General features: G+C 69.0%; 12 protein-coding genes. 6 read left to right on the forward strand and 6 right to left on the reverse strand.

The features are described from left to right. The first annotated feature begins 20 nt into the window (after window positions 1-20). The 3 genes from groL (at window position 21) to F788_RS0101785 (ending at window position 5,193) form a co-directional block, all read left to right on the forward strand. Window positions 21-1,688 (forward strand): chaperonin GroEL, encoded by a 1,668-nt coding sequence (gene groL, locus F788_RS0101775; protein WP_018869764.1) that lies wholly within the window; start codon window positions 21-23, stop codon window positions 1,686-1,688. Between the two features lie 285 nt (window positions 1,689-1,973). After that, window positions 1,974-2,621 (forward strand): OmpA family protein, encoded by a 648-nt coding sequence (locus F788_RS0101780; protein ID WP_019569511.1) that lies wholly within the window; start codon window positions 1,974-1,976, stop codon window positions 2,619-2,621. A 130-nt stretch (window positions 2,622-2,751) separates the two neighbouring features. Next, window positions 2,752-5,193, forward strand: coding sequence for a transporter substrate-binding domain-containing protein (locus tag F788_RS0101785; protein ID WP_019589077.1), 2,442 nt, complete (start codon window positions 2,752-2,754; stop codon window positions 5,191-5,193). Here the strand turns inward: F788_RS0101785 and F788_RS0101790 are convergent. The 6 genes from F788_RS0101790 to F788_RS0101815 all read right to left on the reverse strand — a co-directional run bounded on the left by F788_RS0101790 (window position 5,150) and on the right by F788_RS0101815 (window position 17,618). Continuing rightward, complete coding sequence (locus F788_RS0101790) at window positions 5,150-7,363, reverse strand: bifunctional diguanylate cyclase/phosphodiesterase (protein ID WP_019589078.1); 2,214 nt, start codon at window positions 7,361-7,363, stop codon at window positions 5,150-5,152. The two genes, F788_RS0101785 and F788_RS0101790, sit on opposite strands and share 44 nt — an antisense overlap. 95 nt (window positions 7,364-7,458) lie before the next feature. After that, a complete protein-coding gene (locus tag F788_RS0101795) occupies window positions 7,459-11,643 on the reverse strand; it encodes a translocation/assembly module TamB domain-containing protein (protein WP_019589079.1) in 4,185 nt (1,394 codons plus the stop codon). After that, window positions 11,640-13,400 (reverse strand): autotransporter assembly complex family protein, encoded by a 1,761-nt coding sequence (locus F788_RS0101800; protein WP_369772464.1) that lies wholly within the window; start codon window positions 13,398-13,400, stop codon window positions 11,640-11,642. Before F788_RS0101800 ends, F788_RS0101795 begins: the two co-directional genes overlap by 4 nt. Window positions 13,401-13,520: 120 nt before the next feature. Further along, entirely contained in the window at window positions 13,521-14,606 is a 1,086-nt protein-coding gene (locus F788_RS0101805; RefSeq protein ID WP_019022744.1) for an ABC transporter ATP-binding protein, read from the reverse strand. Beyond that, window positions 14,606-16,408 carry an iron ABC transporter permease gene (locus F788_RS0101810; RefSeq protein ID WP_019589081.1) on the reverse strand — a complete coding sequence of 601 codons (1,803 nt, stop codon included), beginning with the start codon at window positions 16,406-16,408 and terminating at the stop codon, window positions 14,606-14,608. Before F788_RS0101810 ends, F788_RS0101805 begins: the two co-directional genes overlap by 1 nt. A gap of 154 nt (window positions 16,409-16,562) precedes the next feature. Continuing rightward, window positions 16,563-17,618: a Fe(3+) ABC transporter substrate-binding protein gene (locus tag F788_RS0101815; protein WP_019589082.1), complete on the reverse strand. Its 1,056-nt coding sequence runs from the start codon at window positions 17,616-17,618 to the stop codon at window positions 16,563-16,565. A 168-nt stretch (window positions 17,619-17,786) separates the two neighbouring features. On the opposite strand from F788_RS0101815, the gene glnE reads away from it, so the two are divergent. Genes glnE through F788_RS0101830 form a run of 3 tightly spaced genes read left to right on the forward strand, consistent with a single transcriptional unit; the run spans window position 17,787 to window position 21,966 of the window. Beyond that, a complete protein-coding gene (glnE, locus tag F788_RS0101820; RefSeq protein WP_019589083.1) occupies window positions 17,787-20,747 on the forward strand; it encodes a bifunctional [glutamate--ammonia ligase]-adenylyl-L-tyrosine phosphorylase/[glutamate--ammonia-ligase] adenylyltransferase in 2,961 nt (986 codons plus the stop codon). Window positions 20,748-20,782: 35 nt separating this feature from the next. Continuing rightward, window positions 20,783-21,703, forward strand: a complete 921-nt coding sequence (locus F788_RS0101825; RefSeq protein ID WP_019589084.1) for a branched-chain amino acid transaminase — start codon at window positions 20,783-20,785, stop codon at window positions 21,701-21,703. 35 nt (window positions 21,704-21,738) lie between these two features. Next, on the forward strand, window positions 21,739-21,966 hold the full coding sequence (locus F788_RS0101830) for a zinc-finger domain-containing protein (protein ID WP_019589085.1): 228 nt from the start codon (window positions 21,739-21,741) through the stop codon (window positions 21,964-21,966). Window positions 21,967-22,006: the final 40 nt, after the last annotated feature.

The raw sequence follows: 22,006 nt of genomic DNA on the forward strand, positions 1-22,006 counted from the left end.
TTTCAGGAGCAGAATCCGACATGAGTGCAAAAGAAGTCCGCTTTGGCAACGATGCCCGTACCCGCATGGCCAAGGGTGTGAACACCCTCGCCAACGCCGTGAAGGTCACCCTCGGTCCGAAGGGCCGCAACGTGGTGCTCGACAAGGCCTTTGGCGCCCCGACCGTGACCAAGGACGGCGTGTCCGTGGCCAAGGAAATCGAGCTGGAAGACAAGTTCGAGAACATGGGCGCCCAGCTGGTCAAGGAAGTCTCCTCGCAGACCTCCGACAGCGCCGGTGACGGCACCACCACCGCGACCGTGCTGGCCCAGTCCATCGTGCACGAAGGCATGAAGGCCGTGACCGCCGGCATGAACCCGATGGACCTCAAGCGTGGCATCGAGAAGGCCGTGACCTCCGCCACCGAAGAGCTGAAGAACCTGTCCAAGCCGTGCACCGAGCACAAGGCCGTGGCCCAGGTCGGCTCCATCTCCGCCAACTCGGATACCGCCGTGGGCGAGATCATCGCCGACGCGATGGACAAGGTCGGCAAGGAAGGCGTGATCACGGTCGAGGAAGGCTCCTCGCTGGAGAACGAACTGGACGTGGTCGAAGGCATGCAGTTCGATCGCGGCTACCTCTCGCCGTACTTCGTCAACAACCAGCAGAGCATGAGCGCCGAACTGGATGACGCCTACATCCTGCTGGTGGACAAGAAGATCTCCAACATCCGCGAACTGCTGCCGGTGCTGGAAGGCGTCGCCCAGAACAGCAAGCCGCTGCTGATCATCGCCGAGGACATCGAAGGCGAGGCCCTGGCCACGCTGGTGGTCAACGCCATGCGCGGCATCGTCAAGGTCGCCGCCGTGAAGGCCCCGGGCTTCGGTGATCGCCGCAAGGCCATGCTGCAGGACATCGCCGTGCTGACCGGCGGCCAGGTGATCTCCGAAGAGGTCGGCCTGTCGCTGGAGAAGGCCACGGTGGAAGATCTGGGCCGCGCCAAGAAGGTGCAGGTGTCCAAGGAAAACACCACCATCATCGACGGCATGGGCAACAACGACGACATTCAGGGTCGTGTCGCCCAGATCCGCAAGCAGATCGAGGAAGCGACCTCCGACTACGACAAGGAAAAGCTGCAGGAACGCGTGGCCAAGCTGGCCGGCGGTGTTGCGGTGATCAAGGTCGGCGCGGCCACCGAGGTCGAGATGAAGGAGAAGAAGGCGCGCGTCGAGGACGCCCTGCACGCCACGCGTGCGGCGGTCGAGGAAGGCGTGGTGCCCGGCGGTGGTACCGCCCTGCTGCGGGCCTGCAATGCCATCCGCGACCTCAAGACCGACAACGAGGAGCAGAACGCCGGTATCAACATCGCCCGCCGCGCGATGGAAGAGCCGCTGCGCCAGATCGTCTACAACACCGGTGACGAGCCGTCCGTGGTCCTCAACCAGGTGCTGGAAGGCGAGGGCAACTACGGCTACAACGCCGCAACCGGCGACTTCGGCGACATGATCGACATGGGCATCCTGGATCCGACCAAGGTGACCCGTTCGGCGCTGCAGAACGCGGCATCGGTCGCGGCCCTGATCATCACCACCGAGGCGATGGTGGCCGATCTGCCGAAGAGCGACGACAACGCCGGCGGTGGCGGCGGTGACGACATGGGCGCCATGGGTGGCATGGGCGGCATGGGAGGCATGGGCGGCATGATGTAATGCCGGCCCGGCCTCACCGGCCAGCCCCCGGGACCCCGCTTCGGCGGGGTCTTTTTGATGGAGTCGACGTCAAAATGTCTCATGTATGGCACAGCGTTGTGACACCGAGACAGAATCCACGTTTGATTGCGTGCAAAACCGTGAATGGTGTGCCACTATCAGGGCGATGTGGAGGGTCCGGGCCGTGAGCCGTCCTTCCGTCCGGATAGGGCCGGGATCGGTGTGCAGGCGTCGCTTCCTGAATTCCCGCAATCCGTCGTCATCGTTTCTCCAAGGAGGCAAAGAATGAATCAGAAGCTTGTCAAGAACCTGCTGGCCGCCTCGGTGGCCTCGCTCATGTTCGGCGCGGCCGGCCAGGCCGTGGCGGGCAGCCACTCCACCCCCGCCGCCAACGTCACCGACTCCTCCGGTGCCGTGGTCATCGACGGTTCCGGCGAGTGCGTGCGGACCTCGAGCTGGGCGCCCGAGTACGTGCGCCATTCGCAGTGCGCCGGCTACATCGAAGAAACCGCCGAAGCGCCCGAGCCGGATCCGGAACCCGCTCCGGCCCCGAGCCCCGAGCCGGAATTCGAAACCACGACCCTGAGCGCCGAAGTGCTGTTCGAATTCGACAGCGCCGAGCTGCGTTCCGAAGGCCGTGCCGAGCTGCGTGACCTGGTGGCCGACCTGACCGCCGACGGTGCCTCCTACACCTCCGTGCTGGTCGAGGGTCACACCTGCACGATCGGTCCGGCGGACTACAACCAGGGCCTGTCCGAGCGTCGCGCGCAGAGCGTGGCGGACTTCCTCGCTTCCGAGGGCATCCGCGAGAGCGACATCGAGTCCATGGGGCATGGCGAAGACCGTCCCACCGCGGACAACTCCACCCGTGAAGGCCGCGAGGCCAACCGTCGCGTGGAAGTGACCTCCGACGTGGAGCGCCGGGTCGACTGATCGACCCCGCTCCGGATCGGAGTGCCGGACCCCCGGCCGCTTTCGCGGTCGGGGGTTTTTTTGTGTACGCTCCCGGAAAATCGCGATGACCGCCGAGCGCGCGTCGTCCGCTGCCGCGACAGGGAGGGTCATGCCAAGCGCATTCCGCCGGGGTCCGAATTCGCGCCGTACCATCTGCTTCCTGTCGGTCGCGGCTTTCTTTGCGCTCGCCTGGCTGCTGGCCGGGCTGCTGCTGTCGGCCGTCCCCGCGCACGCTGCGGACGAGCCGTGGCGGGTGGCCGTGGCCAAGACGGGCTGGCCCCCGTTCGAGTATCTCGACCATCGGGGCGAGTGGTCCGGGCTGACCTCGGATTACCTGCGCCTGATCGCCGAGCGCCAGGGTCGTGAGCTGGAGACCGTGGTGGTCCCGGACTGGGACGCGGTCCTGGAGGCGATGGAGATCGGAGACGCGGACGTCGCGGGGTCCTTTGCGCGGATCGCGGGTCGCGCCGATGCACTGAACTACACCGACAGCTATGTCGACAATCCCGTCGCTCTGGTCACCCGGCGGGACACGGAGGGCCTGCGCCGTCTGGAGGACCTCGCGGGCCGCAGCCTCGCGGTCGAACGCGGTCACGCCCTGGATCGGTTGATCCCCGACGCCCATCCGCAGATCGATCTGCAGCGCTTCGCGGACGCCGAGACCGCGCTGCGGGCCGTGGCGACCGGCGAGGCGGAGGCATGGGCCGGCAGCCTGCTGGTGATGGCCTGGGTCGCCGAACGCCATGGCCTCGCCAACCTGCAGGTGCGCGGGCCACTGCCCTTTGCCACCGGCTCGCTGCGTTTCGTGACGGGCCCGGAGGAGGCGGCGCTGCGGGATACGCTCGACCGGGAACTGGAGGCGATGGACGAGACCACCCACGCCGAGCTGCGGCGTCCGTGGATGGCGGACGCGGTCACGGCCTGGGGCACCGGACGGCTGGTCGAGCTGACCGACGAGGAGCGCGCCTGGCTGGGCGAGCACGGCGCAATCCGCTACGCCGCCACCCCGGACTGGCCGCCGTTCGACGACCTCGGCCCCGAGGGCCAGCATCGGGGGATCAGCGCGGACTTCCTCCGGCACGTGGCGGAACGCACCGGGCTGGTCTTCGAGCATGTACCCGTGGACTCCTGGAGCGAGGCCGTGCGCCTGTTCCGGGACGGCGAGGTCGATCTGCTGACCAGCGTGCAGCAAACCCCGGAACGCGATGAATTCATGGGCTTCACCCGTCCTTATCTGGAGATCCCGCTGGCGCTGGTGACCACGGTGGACGGCCCGTCCGTCGGCTCACTGTCGGATCTGGCGGGTCGGCGGGTCGCGGTGCTGGCCGATTCCGGGATGCTGGCCGATCTGCGGCGTGAGCAGCCGGACGCGGAGATTGTCGAGCGCCCCTCCACCGATGCGGTGCTGCGGGCGGTGGCCGATGGCGACGCCGAGGTCGCCCTGGACCACCTGCTGGTGGTGGCGGGGCCGGTCAGGGCGCGCTACGCGGGCCTGCTGGAGATCGTCTCCACGGTCGAGGGCGCGGACGAGCGCCTGCGCCTCGCGGTGCAGCCCGGCGAGGACCGCCTGCGCGAGATCCTCGACCGGGGCCTGGACAGCGTGACCCCGGCCGAGGCGGCGGCGATCCAGCAGCGCTGGACCACGATCACCATCGAGGAGGACATCGACTGGGGGCGGGCCCTGCGGCTGGCCGCCCTGGTCGCCGGGGTCGCCCTGGTGATCCTCGCCATCGTGCTGTATTTCAATCGCCGCCTGCGCCGGGCCTATGCCGATCTGGAGGCCGCCCAGGCGCAGCTGGTCGAATCGGAGAAGATGGCGGCACTGGGTTCCCTGGTGGCCGGCGTGGCACACGAGATCAACACCCCGCTGGGCGTGGCGATGACCACGGATTCGCAGCTCAAGTCGGATCTGGACACGTTGCAGCGGCGCTACACCGCGGGCGAGATGACCCGTTCCGATCTGGAGCGGCTGCTGGAACGCGCGCGTGAAGGCCACGACATCGTGGCCTGGAACCTTGAACGCGCCGCCGGTCTGGTGCGCGACTTCAAGCAGGTGGCGGTGGACCGCCAGCGCGACGAACGGCGCGAATTCGAACTGCGCGGCTTTGTCGACGAGGTGCTGCACGGGCTGTCGCCGCGTCTGTCACGCGCCGGGATCGAGGTGGCGAACGCAGTCCCGGAAGGCATAGCCCTCGATTCGTGGCCGGGGTCTCTGTCGCAGATCCTGACCAACCTGCTGATCAACGTCGAGGAGCATGCCTGTCCCGATGGCTGTCGGGTATGGCTGCGCGGCCGGGTGCTGGACAATGATTGGGTGGAGATCGAGTGCGCCGACGAGGGACAGGGCATGGACGCCGCGACGCGTTCCCGGGTGTTCGAACCCTTCTTCACGACCCGCCGCTCGCAGGGCGGCAGCGGGCTCGGGCTGCACATCGTCTGGAACCAGGTGACCGGGCGCCTGGGCGGCAGCGTGCGAGTGGAGAGCGAGCCGGGTCAGGGCGCCCGCTTCATCCTGCGTCTCCCCCGGCGGGGCGGGCCTGCCACGAACTGAATTCGTCGGCCGGCAGGGCCGGGGCCCACAGAAAGCCCTGCCCCTCGTCGCAACCCATGCTCAGCAGCAGGTCGCGCTGCGCCGGGGTCTCCACCCCTTCGGCGATCACCCGCATGCCCAGATGATGCCCCAGTTCGATGATCGCACGGGTGATGCTGCGCGCGTCCTCGCTGGTCTCCAGCGGGGTGATGAAGGCGCGGTCGATCTTCAGGCGGTCGGGACGCACGCGCCGCAGATAGGCCAGGGACGAGTAGCCGGTGCCGAAGTCGTCGATCGCCAGCTCCAGGCCCAGCTCGCGCAGGGCGTCCAGGCTGGCCATGCTGGAGTCCACGTCTTCCATCAGCACGGTTTCGGTGATCTCCATCTCCAGCGGCGCGTCCAGCGGCTCGTGGCGGTTCAGCAGCTGGCGCAGGCGCGCCGGAAACTCCTCGTCCGCCAGCTGCATCGCGGACAGGTTGACGCTCAGCCGGCAAGGGCGGTCGTAGCGGTGGGCCAGCGCACGCTGGTATTCCAGCGCGAGTTCCAGCACCCGTTCCCCGATCGGGCGGATCAGACCGGAGGATTCCGCGATCGGGATGAACTCCGCAGGTGACACCAGTTCGCCCTGGCGACGCCAGCGCAGCAGGACCTCCGCACCCACGGTCTCGCCCGTGGCCAGGTCGATCTGGGGCTGGAACCACGGCATCAGTTCGTCCTGCTCCACCGCGCCCCGCAGGTCCTGCAGCAGGTTCAGGCGACGTGCCAGTCCCTCGTCGATGGCACGCGAATAGGCCGCGATCTCGCCCGGGTGGTCGCGCCGCGCCAGGCCCAGGGCCACGTCGGCGTTGCGCAGCAGGGTCTCGGCGTCAGTGCCGTCCTCGGGGTAGCGGGTGAGTCCGGCACTGATCTCCAGGCGCAGTGGGGTGTCGACGATGTCGAAGGGGTCGGCGGTGGCCTGAAACAGGCGTTCCGGCGGGGTGGCCGCCGGCAGCAGCAGGACGAAGGTGTCGCCGCTGATGCGACCGGCGGCATGGGCCTCGGGGAAATGCTCGACCAGCCGCTGCCCCAGGGCCACCAGCAGGCGATCCCCTGCGACGCGCCCCAGGACCGAGTTGAATTCGCGAAAGCGCACGATGTTGACCATCGCGATCTGCAGGTTCAGCGATTCCGCCGGTGTCGTGCTGCGCTGGATCAGCGCATCCAGCTGCTGGGCAAACAGCGCACGGTTGCCAAGCCCTGTCAGGGTGTCGAAAAAGGCCAGCTGGCGGGTGCGCTCGTACAGTGACAGGTTGTCCAGCGCCACCCCCAGATTCATGCCGAAGACCTGCAGCAGCTGGCGCTCGACCGATTCCAGTGGCCGCCCCACATGCAGCCAGATCACCGCCGGTGCCTCGTCTTCGCCCGAGCCGATATGCACGAACAGATCCCCGTTGCCGTCATCGCCCATGCCGCGTTCGAGGCTGCGGCGAATTGCCGACACGGGCATGCCCGACCCCTGGCTGTCCAGCGCCTCGCCCGGAGCGGCGTCGATGCCGGCGACCGCCAGCAGCCGCGGGGGATCGGTTCCCTCGATCACCGCGCCGTGCGGCGCGACATCCAGCGCCCGGGCCAGCTGCTGCAGCATGTTTTCGGCAAAGCGGCGCCGTTCGCGGTCGCGCAGCAGCAGCGGCACGGTGTCGACGATGAAGCGCAGGCCTTCCTCGCTGCGGTGCACGATCATCAGGTCACGATAGGCGCGCAGGGCCGCCAGCGTGGTGGCGTACAGCCGCTCCGCGCTGAGCTCGGTCTTTACCCGGTAGTCGTTGATGTCGTAATCCGCGATGACCTGGTACTCGGGGGCCAGCCCCGGGTAGCCGGTGCGCAGCACGATGCGCACGTCGCGGTTGCCGATCTCCTCGCGGATGCCCCGCACCAGTTCCAGTCCGGCGTGGTCGTCCTCCATGACCACGTCGAGGAACACCAGCGCGATGTCGTCCTGCTGCTGGAGCACGCGCCGCCCTTCGGCGGCTGAGTAGGCGCTGAGGAACTCGAGCGGGCGTCCCTGAAAACGGACGTCGCCCAGGGCGAACCGGGTCGCGCGGTGTACCTCGGGCTCGTCGTCGATGATCAGCACCCGCCAGGCGCGTTCTTCGGTGGCGGCGGCGGGCGGATCCTCTTCGCGAAACAGCGGCGGTTCGGTGGAATCCGGCAAGGGACCCTCCGGTGTGTCGGGGCAACTCCCGCAAGTATCGCACGGGATATCCCGGGGTAACAGGTGCGTGACCCGCAGATCCGGGCCGGAGGGAGTCAGCGCTCGTGGCGGTAGATCAGGTCGATCGTCTGGCCCGCGCTGCCCGAGGAGGTCTCCACGCTCAGCGAGCGGGTGAGCTCGTAGCGCAGCAGCACCCGCGAGGTGTTGTCGAACAGTCCGACCGTGTAGCGCAGCAGCAGTCGTGGCGACAGGTAGAGCCCCAGGGTCAGCGCGCTCTGGTCGAGGCCGGCATCGGTGTCCAGCTCCACCTCGTCCAGGCCCAGCTCGGTGCCGATGCGCTGGGTGATCATCGCCCCCTGTTCCAGGCCCCAGCCGGCGGCTGCGGCGGCCAGCAGGTTGCCGTCGGATTCCGATGCCCCGGACAGCGGCCGCCCGGTCAGCAGGTAGGACAGGGCCTCGGTCTCGTCCATCGGCGGTTCGGAGAAGATCCGGCTGCGCAGGGCATCCGGGGTGCCGCCGATCTCCAGGCCCACGGTCACGTTGTATTCGGGCACCCGGCGTACCGCGCGCAGGTCGAGATCGGGCGCCTCCGGCGGTCCCTGGAACAGCAGGATGCCGCGGTCGATCTGCAGGTCCTGGCCGTAGGAGGTGTATTCGCCCTCGGGGATGCGGATCTCGCCGAACATCTGCGTCGGGCGGCCGGTGACCTGTTCCACGTCCACTTCGCCGGCAAAGCGGGCCGTCAGGCCAAAGCCGTCGAAACGTACGTCATCGCCCAGATGCAGGCGCACGCGGATATCGATGGGGAGCGCCGCCGGACGCTCCTCTTCCTCACCGACGATGACCTGATCGCCCGATACCCGCACAGCGCCCGGCGGCAGGTCGGGCGGGCGCAGGCGCGCCCACGGCAGGCTGATACCGCCACGGATCGCCAGGCCCTCGTCCGGGCGGAAGCGGATGCGCAGGGCCGGTTCGATCAGGGCCTCCGCATCGGCACGGTTGACCGCGAGGAAGTCTTCCCCGTCGACCCGCAGCAGGACCTGCGGGCCGTCCTCGCCGAGATCGGCACGGCCGTCCAGGTCGATCCGGCCCTCGCCGGACTCCAGGGCCCCGCTGATCGTCATCTCGCGCGCGGACAGCACATCGGCGCGCAGCTCCGGGATCGCCACGTCGATGCCCGCCTCGGGGATCGTGACCCCGCCGTCGTGGAAGCGCAGCCCGCCCTCCACCAGCGGGTCCTGCAGCGGCCCGTCCAGCTCCAGCGCCAGCTCGAACGCGCCGCGCAGGTTCTCGATCTCCGGGCTGGTGGCCGCGAGCCAGGCAAGATCCTCCAGCCGCGCCTCCAGGTCGCCCTGAATGCGCGTCACCCCGTCTTCCTCGCGCAGGGCGATATCGGCCCGGGCCATGCCGTTGTCGAGGAAGTCCATGCGCAGCTCGGCATCCACGTCGCGGTCGCGCACCCGGGCCGTCAGCCGGGTGTCCCGCCACGGGACCTCCTGCAGGAGGTCGTCCCCGTCGCGTACCTGCAAAACGCCATCGCTCGGGGTAACCGCGAGATCCGCATCCAGCCGGCCGTCGGCATCCAGACGCCCGTCGGCCTGCGCATCCACGGTGCCCTGCAGCGCCAGCTCCGGGGGCAGCAGGGGTTCCAGCCAGGCAAGGTCGATCGCCGCCAGGCGGGCGGCAAAGCTCGCAGCGCCCGTCGCGTCGCGCCGCCCCTCGGCGCAGATCTCGCCGCCGTCGCGTTGCAGGCACAGCCGTTCCAGGCGCGCCGATTCCGCGCCGCCTTCCAGTGCCACCGGCTCCGCCAGTGACCAGCGTCCGGCGAGCGGCTGATCCAGTTCGAGCTGCTCGATGCGGCCGCTCCAGTGCAGCGCCTCGGTGTCCAGCCCGCCGCCCAGTCCCAGTTCCAGCCGCCCGAATTCGGTTGTTTCGAGGTCCAGGCGGGCGCGATGCTCGCCGGCGGTGCCCTCCGCGGTCAGCCGCAGGCGTTCGATCAGTGGCCGGTCGTCCGCCTCGATTCCCTGCAGGCTCAGGTCGATGGCCGCCGGGGCGGTCTCCGCGAGCCCGGCGTCCGCCTCCAGTTCCAGCCGCTGCAGCGCGAAGTCCTCGAAGCGCAGCCCCGAGCCGCGGCCGCGGGCGGTCACGCGCGGGGCCGCGCGCTCGCCCTGCAGATGCGCGTCCAGTTCCAGTTCGCCGCCCAGTCCCGGCATCAGTGCGTCCAGCCCCGGCGCCTGCAGTGCGATGTTGAGGTCGAGGGTGTCGCCCACGCGCCCCCCGATCCGGGCGTGGTTGTCTCCCAGCCCCAGCGCAAGGTCGTCGATTTGCAGGACCTCGTCCGCCAGCTGCAGTCGGCCCTGGCCGGATACCGGCTGCCCGCGCAGGGTCCCGTCGAGCCGGTCGATGCGGGCATCGACCTGCGGCCCGGTCTCCGGGTCCAGGCGCCCGGAGCTTTCCAGATCCAGTGCCAGACGGCCGGCGAACTCGGGGGCGGCCAGGCCCGGGTCGAGGTCCCGTGCCGCCAGCTGCAGCGCCCAGTCGAGTCCCTCGGCGTAGCCGACTTCACCGCTCAGGGCGAGTCGCGCCCCGGGGTCGCTGTGCAGGTTCAGGGCACGGATACGGGCACGGCCGGCGTCGAGGTCGATGCGGCCGTCGCCGCGTACGCCGATGTCCTGCATGGTGGCATCCAGTGCCGCGATCTCGAGGCTGGCGTCGAAGTCGGCTTCGGCCGGGTTCAGTGCACCGTCCAGCGCCAGCCTCAGTTGTTCGAGGCGGGCGTCGGCCCCGGCCCGAAAGGCGGAGGCGTCGACGTCTTCCAGCTCGAGTTGTAGGTCGAATGGCCAGCGGGTGTCGGGGTCGTCGGCGGCGGCCTGGAGCCCTTCGAGATGACCCTGCAGCGTCAGGCGGGCATCGCCCAGCGTGAAACGTCCCCGCTCGAAGCGGGCCCGGCCTTCGGCCAGCTGCAGGTCGAGTTCGCCGGACAGTGGCTGGTCTTCGAAATGGCCGTCCAGTTCGGTGAGGGTGACCGCGGCCTCCAGCGCGGCCAGCGGGTTCTCCGCCCCCGGTGGCAGGCGTCCCCGGCTGGTCGCGCTCAGGCGCCGGATTCCGGCATCCAGCTCCGGCATGTCGTCCAGTGCCGTTTCCAGCGCCGCGAGGTCGAGCGCGTCGAGGTCCAGACCGAGGTCCCAGGTGAGGTCATCGGCGAACCCCGCGTCGCCCCTGACAGTGAGGTTCCCCGCCGCGGAGCGCAGAGCCAGGGTCTCCAGGCGGGCGGATTCCAGGTCGCCGTGCGCCGCGAGCAGCAGGTCCAGTGCGGGCCAGGGTTTCATGCGCGCGCCGGCGGTCAGATCCAGGTCCCATTCGTCCGGCGTGGCGCTGGCACGCAGCCGGCCGGCATCGATGGCCAGCCGGGTCTCGGGATCCGGCACCAGCTCGAAGGCTTCCCACGCATGCTCCAGCTCCAGCATCGGATCCGCGAGGGCGCGGTGGAGGGTCGCGCGGGTCTCCATCCGCGGGCCGGCCTCGACCACGTGGTCGAGGTGCAGGCTTTGCAGCAGTTCGCCCTCGAGCGTCAGCGAGCCCCGGGCGTCGTCACGCTCCAGCAGTTCGCCGGCTGCATCGGGGAGCCGCAGTAACCACCGGCCTCCGGCCTCCAGCGGATAGTCGCCGCGGGCCCGCAGCCGGGCATGCAGGCTCAGTTCGAGTTCCGGTTCCGGCAGGGCCAGGTCCAGGTGGTGGAGGTGGAAGCGGGTGCCGCGCGCGCTCAGTCGCGCCTGCATGCGTGTCATCGCAAACAGTTCCTCGCCGGCGCGCGTGACCCGGAAGTCGGTCAGATGCACCCGGTCGAGGTGGACGCCCAGCAGCGGGATCCGGATGCGGTCGGGCAGTTCCAGGGGCAGGGGGAGTTCCCCGGGTGCGTCCGCCTCGTCATCCCGTGTCTCGGGCAGATCCACCCGCACCCCGCGCGCACCGAGTTCGCCGAGGCGCAGATCGAGGGCGAGCAGTCCCGCCGGGTCCAGCGCCACCCGTGCCTCGTCGACCGCGATCGAGGGTCCTTCCGGCAGTTCGAGCGAGAGCCCGCGCACGGCGAACCCCCGGAACAGCGTACCCTCCACTTCCGCGATGCTCAGATCTACCGGGGCGTGGCGTTCGGCCTGTTCGGCCAGCCAGCGCGTCCCGGATTCGCTGGACAGCAGGGCGGCGAGGCCGGCGAGCACGCCGAGCAGCAGGAGGACCAGTATGCCGGTCGCGCGGGCGCCGATGCGCAGCCAGCGGCTCAAAGGTCCGGCCCCATGGAAAAGTGGATGCGAAAATCGTCGTCCGAATCCGGTCCGTGGGCGATGTCCAGGCGGATCGGACCGACCGGCGAGCGCCAGCGTACGCCGCCCCCCGCGCCGTAGACCGTGTCGAAGTCGGAGAAGTCGTCGAAGGCGTTGCCGGCGTCCACGAAGACCGCGGCGCTCCAGTCCCCGAACACCGGGATCTCGTATTCGGCGCTGCCTACCAGGCGGTGCCGCCCGCCGATCACGTCGCCGTCCTCGTTCTTCGGCCCCAGCCGCTGGTAGCCATAGCCGCGGATGGAGCCGTCGCCGCCGGCGTAGAAGCGCAGGGAACTGGGCAGCTCGCGTACCGAATCGACCTCGGTATAGCCGACATCGGCGCGCAGCAGTGCGCGTCCCGGTCCCAGACCGCGGATGTAGCGGGCGTTGCCGCGCACCTGGGCGAAGCTGGTGGTGGAGAGGAGTTCCTCCGCGGCCCCCTGGACCGTACCCTCCAGGCGGTAGCCCCGGCGCGGGGTCATCGGGTCGTCGGCCTCGGTCCGGCTGACGCGGTAGGAGGGGATCAGCAGTCGGGAGGTGTCGGTCTGGTCCCCGACGGTGTAGTCCTCGTATTCGTAGCGCACCATCTCGGTGGTCTGCCAGCCGGACTCGCGCTGCAGTACACGGCTGGTGCCCAGCTGGAAGCGGTCGAACTGCTGGGTGCTGGTGTCCTCGGTGCGCCAGGAGGTGAACAGGTTCAGGCGTTCGCGCAGCGGGTCGCGCAGCGGGATCTCGTAGTTGAAGGCCACGCCGGAACGCACGGGCGAGGCCTCCACCTCGCCGGTATAGCGGTGACCGCGGCGGTTGGCGTAGCGGTTTTCCATGCCGAAGCGCGTGCGCGGGCCGATGTCGGTGGAGTAGCCGATGCCGGCCTCGAAGGCCAGGCGGTTGCGCGGTTCCAGTTCGACCATCACCGGTACCCGGCGCTCCTCGGCCTCGTCACGCAGCGGGCGTACGCGCACCGATTCGAAATAGCCGCTGTTGTTGAGATTGCGCTGCAGTTCAATGATCCGCGCCGAGGCATAGGGCTCCCCGGGTTCGAACGGCAGCAGACGCTGCATGAAACGCCCGCGCAGGATGTCCTGCTCGATGCGGATCTCGCCCAGCTGGTAGCGCGGTCCGGTGTCCATGTGCAGCCGGATGGACGCGGTACGCTCTTCGGTGTCCACCTCCAGGCGGCGCATGGTGAGCTCGGCATCGAAATAACCGCGTTCGGCCGCCACCCGGGTGAAGCGCGAGCGCAGGGCTTCGTAGCGGTCATGGCGCAGTACGTCACCGATGGCGATCCGTGTCTGCATCAGGATGGCCTCGAATGCGGGGTCCATGCGGCCCTCGCCGGTCACCTGCAGGTCCAGCCACTCCACCGTGGTCGGCGGGCCGGGGTCGAAGTCCAGGTTCAGGGTCCAGCAGGGGCCGGCATCGCGGTCCAGCGACAGTTCCAGCTCCGGATGGTAGTAACCGATGGCGCGCAGGGCGTCGCGGGCGCGGCTTTCGGCGTCGCGCAGCACCCGGCTTTCGCGGAATTCGGGCAGCTCGCAGCGCTGGCGCGCGATGTTGAGGGTCGCCTCGATGTTGTCGCGCTGTTCGGCAGTGCCGCCCTCCAGCGCCAGGCGTGGACGTTCGTCCCCCGCCGCCGGTGCGGCCAGCAGGAGCTGCAGCGCGAGCAGGGCCGCGAGGCAGGGACGGCACAACCGGGCGGGAACGGGGATGGAAGTCATCGATGGCGGGTCACGCGATCACGGCGGAAGGGCCGAATGGGTGTCGACAGGCCTGACGGGTCTCTCTTCCGAGTCCGGACGCGGGCTGCGGGTTCCGCGCTCGCTCGTTTCCTGCGAGGGTCAGCCGCTCGGGCAGTCGACGCCGCTTTCCCGCGAGAATACCACCAGATGGGAGAAATCCAGGCGCAGGCGGACATGCTCCCCGATCACGAAGTTGTCGTGGGACGGTGCCATGCACTGCACGCTGAGGCCGTCGGGCAGGCGCAGAGTGTAGAGGAAATCCGCGCCGCGGAAGGCCTTGTCCAGCACCTCGGTGCGGACCTCCCCGTTCTCGTTGTCGATGGCGATGTCGTCCGGGCGAACCAGCACGTCCACTGCGGTCCCCGGGGGCAGCGCCTCCGACAGCGGGCCCTGCAGGTGGCCCAGGGCAGTGTCGACCTGATTGCCGGGCTCCACCATGCCGGGGATCAGGGTGCCCTCGCCGATGAAATCCGCGACGAAGCGGTTGGCCGGGCGGTGGTAGAGGTTGTAGGCGCTGTCGAGCTGGGCGATGCGGCCTTCGTGGATCACCGCAATACGGTCGGCGAAGGCGAATGCTTCGTTCTGATCGTGGGTCACCAGGACCGCGGTGGTGTTCTCCGCGCGCAGGATTTCGCGCACCTCGCGCGCCAGTTCGCCGCGCAGCTCGACGTCCATGCTGGAAAACGGCTCGTCCAGCAGCAGCAGGCCCGGCCGCGGCGCCAGCGCGCGGGCCAGCGCCACGCGCTGCTGCTGCCCGCCCGACAGGGCGTGCGGGTAACCCGGTTCATAGCCGATCAGGCCGACCAGCCGCAGCAGCTGCCGGACCCGCTCGTCCTGGGCTTCGCGGCTCCAGTGGCGGATGCCGAAGCGCAGGTTGTCGCCCACCGACAGGTGCGGGAACAGGGCAAAATCCTGGAACACCATGCCCACACCGCGTTTTTCCGGGGGCAGGGTGAACCCCGGGTGACTCATGGCCTGACCGTTCAGGCGGACCTCGCCGCGCATCACCGGCTCGAAGCCGGCGATCGCACGCAGCAGGGTGGTCTTGCCGCAGCCGGAGGGGCCCAGCAGGCAGCCGATCTGGCCCTCCGGGAGCTGCAGCGAGGCGTCGTGGACGACCGGCTGGCCGTCGTAGCCGATGTCGACGTGGTCGAGATCCAGAAGCGGCGTATGGGGTACCTGCATCAGCGTTCCTGTGGGTCGTCGGCGCGCGGGTTCGCGGCCGTGCCCGCGGGCATCGCCAGCGGCCGCGAACGCGGGCGGCGGTCGGGGTCGTCGGTGGTGGCCTGCGCGGTTTCGGCACCCTGGCCGGGGCGCGAGCGCCCGATGGTCATCGACAGGAGGATAACCGGAACCAGCCCCACCAGCACGATGGCGAGGGCGGCGCTGGACGACTCCCGCAGGCGCTCGTCCCCGGCCAGTTCGAAGGCGCGCACCGCCAGGGTGTTGAAGTCGAACGGCCGCAGGATCAGCGTGGCCGGCAGTTCCTTGAGGACATCGACGAACACCAGCAGCAGGGCGGTCAGCAGGGTGCCGCGCATGATCGGCATGTGCACCCGCCACAGGGTCTTGAGCGGATGCAGGCCGAGCGAGCGCGCGGCGTCGTCCATGCTCGGCTGGATCTTGCCCAGTCCGGCCTCGACGGTCTGCAGCGACACCGCGAGGAAGCGCACGGCGTAGGCAAACAGCAGCGCGAACACCGTGCCCGACAGCAGCAGTCCGGTGCTGACGCCGAAGGTGTCGCGCATGAAGCTGTCCAGTGCGTTATCGAAGGTCGCGAACGGGATCATGATGCCGATGGCGATCACCGTGCCCGGTACCGCGTAGCCCATGCCGGCGATGCGCACCGCCACGCGGGTGATCCGTCCTCCCTCCATGCGCTGGGCGTAGGCGAGCACCAGCGCGAGACCGACGGCGATGATCGCGGCGGCGGTCGCCAGCCAGAAGGTATTGAACACCAGACCGTAGAACCGCGGATTCATCCACTGATCGGTGGTCTGTACCGCCCACAGGGCCAGCTGCGCCGTCGGGATCAGGAAGCCGAACAGGATCGGCAGCAGGCAGGCCAGAAACGCCCCGGTCGCCTTCCAGCCGCGCAGGCGATAGCGCGGCAGCGTGGAATAACGCCGGCTGGTGTGATGGAAGCGGGCCTTCGCGCGCGACCAGCGCTCCAGCAAGATCAGTATGAAGACAAAACTCAGCAGCACGGCCGCCAGCTGGGCGGCCGCGGCCGGATCGCCGAGGCCGTACCAGGTGCGGAAGATGCCGGTGGTGAAGGTGCTGACACCGAAATAGGCCACGGTGCCGTAGTCGGCCAGTACCTCCATCAGTGCCAGGGTCAGCCCGGCGATGATCGCCGGACGGGCCAGGGGCAGTGCGACCCGGCGAAAGCCCTCCCAGGGGCCGGCGCCCAGCGTGCGCGAGACCTCCAGCACGCAGACCGACTGTTCCAGGAAGGCCGCCCGGCTGAGCAGGTAGACGTAGGGGTAGAGCACCAGCAGCAGCATGACCATGGCGCCGCCCAACGAGCGGATCTCGGGGAACCAGTACTCACCGTAGCCCAGCCCCGTGAGCTCGCGGATCAGCCCCTGCACCGGCCCGGAAAAGTCGAGCATGCCGGTGTAGGTGTAGGCGATGATGTAGGCGGGCATCGCCAGCGGCAGCATCAGCGCCCACTGGAAGACCGAGCGGCCCGGAAACTCGCACATGCTGATCAGCCAGGCTACCGGCACGCCGATCAGCAGTACGCCGATCCCGACCCCGACCAGCAGCACCAGGGAGTTGGTGACGTAGTCGGCCAGCACCGTCTGGCGCAGGTGTTCCCAGACTTCCCCGGCGGGGATGAACACGTGTCCGAAAATCACCAGCACCGGCAGGGCGAGGACCAGCGCGGTGACCACCGCCACCAGCGACCACGGGCTGAGCGGCAGCCGCGGGCGGCGGAAGGCGGGCATGCGGGCCCCGGTGCTGGTGGTGGCTTGGGTCATGGAGTGCAAATAGTAAAGGTTCTTGTTTCGAATTCCATGGGTGACCCCGCAGACCGCGGGGAGTACGGCCACTGCTGCGCTCCGGGGGCCCACACGCAAGCGCCCCGACCACGGGGTGGCCGGGGCGCTGCGGGGGTCTCCGGGTCAGGCGGGATCAGCGCCAGCCACCCCGGTCGAGGATACGCACCGCCTCGGCGTTGTTCTCGCCCAGCAGGTACAGGTCGATGTCGTCGGAGACGAAATCACCGAAGCCGGCGAGGATGTCGCTGGCGGGAACGTCGTCGCGGATCGGATATTCCTGGTTGGCCTCGGCGTACCACTCCTGGGCGGATTCGGAGGTCAGGTACTCGATCAGCCGCGCCGCGTTCTCCTGATTGGGCGCGTGGGCGGTGACCCCGGCGCCGGAGATGTTCACGTGCGTGCCGCGGTCGTTCTGATTGGGCCAGAAGACCCCGATCTGCTCGGCCACCTCCCGGTCACGGCCTTCACCTTCCAGCATGATGCCCAGGTAATAGGTGTTGGCGATGGCGATATCGCACACCCCGTCGGCCACCGCGCGGATCTGGTCCCGGTCACCCCCCTGCGGGCGCCGGGCCATGTTGGCCACGATGCCGTTGACCCACTGCTGGGCTGCATCCTCGCCCTCGGTGGCGAGCATGGAGGCGACCAGCGACTGGTTGTAGATATTGTCGGAGGAGCGGATGCAGATCCGGCCTTCCCACTGCTCGTCGGTCAGGGCCTCGTAGGTCGACAGTTCGGACGGGTCGACCCGGTCGGTGTGGTACATGATCGGGCGGGCGCGCATGGACAGCCCGAACCACTCGCCATCCGGGTCGCGGTAGCGCTCGGGGACGTTGTTCTCGAGGGTCGTGCTCTCGATGCCCTGGAGAACCCCGGCCGAATGAGCCTGGTGCAGGCGGCCGGCATCCACGGTGATGAAGACGTCGGCGGGCGAATTGCGGCCCTCCTGGCGCAGCCGCTGAAGCAGGGCGTCGGCACCGCCGGTCACCAGGTTGACCTCGATCCCGGTCTCGTCCGTGAAGCGTTCCAGCAACGGCTGGATGAGCTGTTCCTGACGTGCGGAATAGAGGTTCACCTCTCCGGCGTCCGCGGCACCGTTATCGGCGTCGGGGCCACAGCCAGCAAGCGGCAGAGTGATGGCCACCGTGGCGGCGGCACCGATGATCCAGTTCAGGGGGCGGGTACGCATGGCTGTTGGTCCTCGAGACGGTTGGTTCCTGTAGTTGATTCGCCATAAAAGCGAGAACGATTGTTATTTGTATTAGCTTCCGTGGTCAAGTCCCATCATCCGGATTGTTTCTCGCGGCGGCCCGACCCGGACGTGCACATCGATCGGTGTTTCCCTAATCTGAGACCCATGGACAAGCCACTGCCGCAGACCCCCGCCCCGCTGCCCGCCGCGCTGGAGGACGAGATCCGGCGCCTGTGGGAGGAGTTGGAACCCGCGGAAGGCATAGCGCCGGACTCGCCCCCCGCCGAGCACCGGCCGCTGGCCTTCAGCCACTACCTGGCGCAGACGGTGCGGCGCCATCCGGCCTACCTGCTGGAGGCGCTGGATGCCGAGGGCCGCATGCCGGCCTGCACCGACGCGGACTTTCATGCCGCCCTGCAGGCCCGGGTGGACGCCGCGGAGGACGAGGAGGGCCTGCGCCGGGCCCTGCGCGAGACGCGCCACCGCGAGCTGCTGCGGATCGGCTGGCGGGATCTGGCCGGCGCGGCGGATCTGGAAGAGGTGATGCACGACCTCAGCCGCCTGGCGGACGGCCTGATCGGCGCGGCGCTGGGATGGCTGGATGCGCGGTACCGCGCGCGCCACGGCCAGCCACGCAGCGCCGAGGACGGTTCGCCGCAGTCGCTGGTGGTGCTGGGGCTGGGCAAGCTGGGCGGCGGCGAGCTCAATTTCTCCTCGGACATCGACCTGATCTTTGCCTTCGAGGACAACGGCGAGACCGACGGCGCGAAGCCGCTGGACAACCCGACCTATTTCCAGCGACTCGGCCGGGCGCTGATCGCCGCGCTGTCGGAGGTGACGGCGGACGGCTTCTGTTATCGCGTGGACATGCGCCTGCGGCCGTTCGGCGACAGCGGGCCGCTGGTGATGCATTTCGACGCGATGGAGGACTACTACCAGGCCCACGGCCGCGAGTGGGAGCGCTACGCGCTGATCAAGGCGCGGGTGATTGCCGGCGACGGCGAGGCCGGGGCACGCCTGATGCGTCGGCTGCGGCCGTTCATCTATCGCCGCTACCTGGATTACGGCTCGCTGGCCAACCTGCGCCAGCTCAAGCAGATGATCAACGACGAATCCGCGCGCAAGGGCCGGTTCGAGGACGTGAAGCACGGCGAGGGCGGCATCCGCGAGATCGAGTTCATCGGCCAGGCCTTCCAGTTGATCCGCGGCGGGCGCGACCAGGCCCTGCAGCGGGGCGACCTGCTGGGCGTGCTGCGGGTGCTGGGCGAGCGCGAGCTGCTGCCGGGCTACGTGGTGGAGCAGCTGGAACGCGGCTATCGCTTCCTGCGGCGGGTGGAAAACCGCCTGCAGATGCTCAACGACCAGCAGACCCACCGCCTGCCGCGCGAGGGCGATGACCGCGCGCGCCTGGCGCTGGCCATGGGGTTCGAGGACGAGGGCAGTTTCGAGGCCGCCCTGGTACGCGAACAGCACCGGGTCCATGCCCATTTCGATCAGGTCTTCGTCGCCCCGCAGCGTGCCGGCGAAGAAAGCATGGAGGACTCGCCGGAGGCCGATCGCGAGCAGCAGATCCAGCGCCTGTGGATGGGCACCCTGAACGAGGAGGAAGCCCGTGAGGCGCTGGCCGGACTCGGCTTCAACGATCCCGGGTCGGCCTTCGCCGGCATCCATGATCTGCGCGAAAGCCCCGGGGTGCGCGCGATGAGCACCACCGGGCGCCAGCGCCTCGACCGCCTGATGCCGCTGTTGCTGGGGGCCATCGGCGAGCAGGATGCCCCCGACGATGTCCTGCCGCGGGCGCTGCAGCTGATCCGCACCATCGCGCGGCGCTCGGTGTATCTGTCGCTGCTGGTGGAAAACCCGCTGGCACTGTCACAGCTGGTGCGTCTGGTGGGTGCGAGCCCGTGGATCGGCGACCAGCTGACCCGGCACCCGCTGCTGCTGGACGAGTTGCTGGATCCGCGCGCGCTGTATGCCCCGCCCGACCGCGAGGGCCTGCAGGCGGAACTGGAAGACGAGCTGGCGCGCTTCCCGGGGCAGGACCACGAGCAGATGCTGGACCGCCTGCGGCAGTTCAAACAGGTGCAGACCCTGCGCGTGGCGGCCGCCGACATCACCGGCTACCTGCCCCTGATGAAGGTCTCGGACCATCTGACCTGGCTGGCGGAGGTGCTGCTGGAACAGGTGCTGCATCTGGCCTGGGAACACATGGTGGAGCGTTTCGGCGCGCCGCAGTGTGGCGAGGATGCCAGCGCCTGCCGTCCGGCGCGTTTCGCGGTTATCGGTTACGGCAAGCTGGGCGGCTTCGAACTGGGCTACGGTTCGGATCTCGACGTGGTGTTCCTGCACGACAGCGACGACAGCGCCAGCGCGCGCACCGCCGGGCCGAAGGTGATCGACAACAGCGAGTTCTTCGCCCGGGTCGCCCAGCGGGTGGTGCACCTGCTGGGGGCGTTCACCGCCTCGGGGCGGCTGTACGAAGTAGACACGCGGCTGCGCCCCTCGGGTACGGCCGGTTTGCTGGTTTCCGGGCTGGAGGCGTTCCGTCGCTATCAGGACGAGTCGGCCTGGACCTGGGAGCACCAGGCGCTGGTGCGCGCGCGTTTCGTCGCCGGGGATCGTCTGCTGGGCGAGGACTTCGCCGCCCTGCGCCGCGAGGTGCTGACCCGCCCGCGCGATGCCGATGAGCTGCGTCGCGAGGTGGTGGAGATGCGCCGGCGCATGCTGACCGAGCACGCGTCGAAACCGGGTCAGGGCTTCCACCTCAAGCGGGATCGTGGCGGTATCACCGACATCGAATTCATGGTTCAATACTGGGTTCTGGTTGCCGCGCACGAGCATCCGTCGGTCTGCGAGTACCCGGACAAGATCCGCACCCTGGAGGCCCTGGGCGCCAGCGGGGTGATCGACGCCGGATTCAGCAGCGAACTGGCCGATGCCTATCGCGACCTGCGCAACCGCATCCATCGTTTGACTCTGGCCGGGCGCGACGCCCGCGTGGAACAGCCGGATGCGGAGCTGGAAGCGGTGCGCGAGCGGGTGATGCGTGCCTGGGAGAGCGTGTTCGGCGACGCCGGCCCCGATATCGAATCCGGGGGCGAATCCGAGGTCGATTCCGGGGCCTGACCCGACGAAACAACACGAAACAGAGGACACAAGCGATGTCGATGGCCGACCGGGACGGGGTGATCTGGCTGGATGGCGAGATGGTGCCCTGGCGGGATGCGAAGACCCATGTGCTGACCCATACCCTGCATTACGGCATGGGGGTGTTCGAGGGCGTGCGGGCCTATCCCACCGATCACGGACCGGCCATCTTCCGCCTCGAGGAGCACACCCGGCGGCTGTTCAACTCCGCCCGGATCCTGGGCATGACCCTGCCGTTCACCGCCGAGCGCCTGAACCGCGCGCAGCAGGCGGCGATCACCGAGAACAACCTCGAGAGCGCCTATCTGCGGCCGATGGCCTTCTTCGGTTCCGAGGGCATGGGCCTGCGCGCCGACAACCTCGAGGTGCACGTGATGGTGGCGGCCTGGAGTTGGGGCAGCTATCTCGGCGATGACGGCATCGAGAACGGCATCCGCATCCGTACCTCGTCGTTCAGCCGGCACCACGTGAACGTGACCATGTGCAAGGCCAAGGCCAACGGCAACTACATGAACTCGATGATGGCCCTGCAGGAAGCCACCCGCTGTGGCTACGACGAGGCCATGCTGCTGGATACCGAGGGCTACGTCGCCGAGGGCAGTGGCGAGAACATCTTCATCATCCGCGACGGGGTGATCTATACCCCCGACCTGACCTCGGCGCTGGACGGCATCACCCGGCGCACGGTGCTCGAGCTGGCGGCCGAGGAAGGCTTCCGCGTGGTGGAGAAGCGCATCACCCGCGACGAGGTCTACATCGCCGACGAGGCCTTCTTTACCGGAACCGCGGCCGAGGTTACCCCGATTCGCGAGGTGGACGACCGGCCGATCGGCTCCGGCAGCCGCGGTCCCATCACCGAACTGCTGCAGTCGCGTTATTTCGATGTGGTCCATGGCCGGGACACCCGGCACCAGGACTGGCTGACCTACGTCTGAACGGCGCGACCCCGACCCGGAGCGAGAACCCGACCATGGTGAATCCCGAAACCGCCAAACATCAGGATCAGTACGAGACCGCCAACGCGGAGACCTCCGTGCGGGTGACGCGCGCGGACCTGCCGCTGCACTGCCCGATGCCGCAGGCCGCGCTGTGGGCCTCGCATCCGCGGGTGTTCATCCCGATCGACGAGACCGAGGACGGGCGCTACCAGTGTCCCTACTGCGGCACGATCTACATCCTCGAAGACGCCGCCGACTGATTTCGCGCCCCGGGACTGTCGCTCGACGGAACCCGGGCGC

Source organism: Thioalkalivibrio sp. ALE10 (genome assembly GCF_000381385.1).
Taxonomy (GTDB): Bacteria; Pseudomonadota; Gammaproteobacteria; order Ectothiorhodospirales; family Ectothiorhodospiraceae; genus Thioalkalivibrio.